The following is a 2638-nucleotide window of genomic DNA, read 5'->3' as shown; positions in this document are numbered from 1 at the left end:
CGCCGCCGTCTTGCGCGCTCAGCGCGCGATGTGGAAGTCGACGAGTTCGGCGCTGCCGAGCGCGAGCTGATCCCACGGCGCGGCTGTACGCAGCACCGCGATCGACGAGGTGGGGAACTTCGCCGAGATCTCCTGGGCGACAGTACTGTCGGCCGTCTGCTCGTTCGCCAGGTTGAGTGCCAGCCCCGACATCACCGGTTCGTGTCCGACGACGAGCAGCGTGGCCAGTTCGCCGTGATCGCCGATGTCGCCGGCGAACCGGGACCGGACCGCGTTGATCTCGTCGATGACCACCCCGGGCGTCGAGTCGTAGAGTCGGTCCACGTACTGCACGGGCGCGGTGATGCCGGTCCGCTCCAGCGTCTGTCGGGTGCGCGTCGCCGTCGAGCACAGGATCGCGTCCACCTCGGCGTTGTCCCCCAGGTAGGCCCGGATCCAATCGCCGGCCACCGCGGCCTCCCGGATGCCCCGGTCCGCCAGCGGGCGGTCGTGGTCGTCGACGCCGGACGGATAGTCCGATTTGGCGTGTCGGAGCAGAAGCAGCGTGCGAATGGTCGTCGTCATCCGGATAACGGTAGGCCATGCCGGTGAGCGTCCCGGGACTTGTCGGCGGCCCGTCCTAGACTCGCGTTGCCCGATGACGAACTGATGGAGAGGAGGGGTTGAGATGCGGTTTCTGCACACTGCCGACTGGCAACTCGGCATGACCCGTCACTTCCTCAGCGAGGAGGCACAGCCCCGTTATTCGGCCGCCCGCCGGGCCGCGGTCACCGCGCTCGGCCCGCTCGCCGACGAGGTGGCCGCCGAATTCGTCGTGGTGGCCGGAGATGTGTTCGAGCACAACCAGCTGGCGCCGCGCGACGTGAGCCAGTCGTTGGAGGCGATGCGCGGTGTCAAGGTGCCCGTCTACCTGCTTCCCGGCAATCACGACCCGCTGGACGCGGCGTCGGTGTACACCAGTGCGCTGTTCACCGCGGAGCGACCCGACAACGTGATCGTGCTGGACCGTCCCGGAGTCCACGAGGTGCGCCCGGGGCTCGAATTGGTCGCCGCGCCGTGGTATTCGAAGGCGCCCACCACGGATCTGGTCGCGGAGGTGCTCGACGCGCTGCCCGCCGACGGGGTCACCCGCATCGTCGTCGGACACGGAGCGGTCGACATCCTGGTTCCCGACAAGGACAGGGCGTCGTTGATCGGGCTCGCAGCGCTCGAGGCAGCCATCGCCCGAGGTGCCGTGCACTATGTGGCGTTGGGGGACAAGCACTCCCGGATGAACGTCGGCGCCACCGGCCGGATCTGGTACTCCGGCTCTCCCGAGGTGACGAACTACGACGACATCGAACCCGACCCGGGGCAGGTGCTCGTCGTCGACATCGACGAGGCCGATCCGGTGCGGTCGGTCGAGGTCGACGCCCGCCGCATCGGCGCCTGGCGGTTCGTCTCGCTGCGCCGTGCCGTGGACACCAGTCGCGACATCGCGGACCTGGACATCAATCTCGACCTGATGCCCGACAAGGAGCGCACGGTGATCCGGTTGGGTCTCACCGGGTCGCTGACAGTCACCGACCGGGCGGCGCTGGATGCCTGCCTGGACCGGTATGCGCGGTTGTTCGCCGCGCTCGTGCCGTGGGACAAGCAGACCGACATCGCCGTGATGCCCGCCGACGGCGAGTTCGACGACCTCGGCATCGGCGGTTTTGCGGTCGCCGCGGTGGACGAGCTGGTGGCCACCGCACGCTCCACCGGCGAGGACGCCGAGGATGCGAGGGCCGCACTGGCGTTGCTGCTGCGTCTCGCCGAGGGAGGTGCGGCGTGAAGTTGCATCGGCTGACCCTGACGAACTACCGCGGAATCACCCACCGCGACATCGAGTTTCCGGATCACGGCGTCGTCATCGTCAGCGGCGCCAACGAGATCGGCAAGACGTCGATGCTCGAGGCGCTCGATCTGCTGCTGGAGGCCAAGGACCGCTCGACCAAGAAGGAAGTCAAGCAGGTCAAGCCGACCCACGCCGATGTCGGCGCCGAGGTCACCGCCGAGATCTCCACCGGTCCCTATCGATTCGTGTATCGCAAGCGTTTCCACAAGCGCGCCGAGACGGAGTTGACGATGCTGGCGCCGCGGCGCGGGCAACTCACCGGGGACGAAGCGCACGAGAAGGTGCGCGCGATGCTCGCCGAGACCGTCGATCTTGACCTGTGGCAGGCGCAACGGGTGCTGCAGTCGGCGCCGACCTCGGCAGCGGATCTCTCCGGGTGCAACGCGCTCTCCCGCGCGCTCGACGTGGTCGCCGGCGAGGTGGACGACCCTGACTCCGCAGCGGCGAATCGCGGCGACGTGGACACCCTGCTGATCGACCGGATCGACGGGGAGTTCCGCCGCTACTTCACGGCCACGGGACGTCCCACCGGAGAATGGGCCGCTGCAGCCAACAGGTTGCGGGCTGCCGACGAGGACGTCGCCAGGTGTGCCGCGTCGATCGCCGAGGTCGACGACGCAGTGCGCCGGCACGCGAACCTGACGGCTGAGTTGGCCGTGCTGTCCGGCGAAAGCGCCTGTGCCGCAGAGCGCCTGGTGCGGGCCCGGGCCGCTGCCGACGAGGTCGCGACGTTGCGCGGCGAGTTCGACAGGGCCACCG

Annotated in this window: 3 protein-coding genes; 2 read left to right on the top strand and 1 reads right to left on the bottom strand. The window is 68.9% G+C overall.

Going from position 1 to position 2638, the window contains the following annotated elements; all coding sequences use genetic code 11:
* Positions 1–18: 18 nt before the first annotated feature.
* Entirely contained in the window at positions 19–564 is a 546-nt protein-coding gene (locus WA965_RS22590; RefSeq protein ID WP_526448099.1) for a SixA phosphatase family protein, read from the bottom strand.
* 103 nt (positions 565–667) lie between these two features.
* Here WA965_RS22590 and WA965_RS22585 point away from each other — a divergent pair, with 103 nt between their 5' ends.
* The gene (locus WA965_RS22585; protein ID WP_526295817.1) at positions 668–1816 is read left to right on the top strand and encodes a metallophosphoesterase family protein; all 1149 of its coding nucleotides are present in this window, start codon (positions 668–670) and stop codon (positions 1814–1816) included.
* The coding region (locus tag WA965_RS22580) for an AAA family ATPase (protein ID WP_526448098.1) at positions 1813–2638 on the top strand (826 nt) is incomplete at its 3' end. The genes WA965_RS22585 and WA965_RS22580, both read left to right, overlap by 4 nt.

Source organism: Mycobacterium sp., assembly GCF_049683935.1.
Classification (GTDB): domain Bacteria; phylum Actinomycetota; class Actinomycetes; order Mycobacteriales; family Mycobacteriaceae; genus Mycobacterium.
Note: the sequence above shows the minus strand (reverse complement) of the source record. Positions and strands in the feature narration are given on the sequence as shown.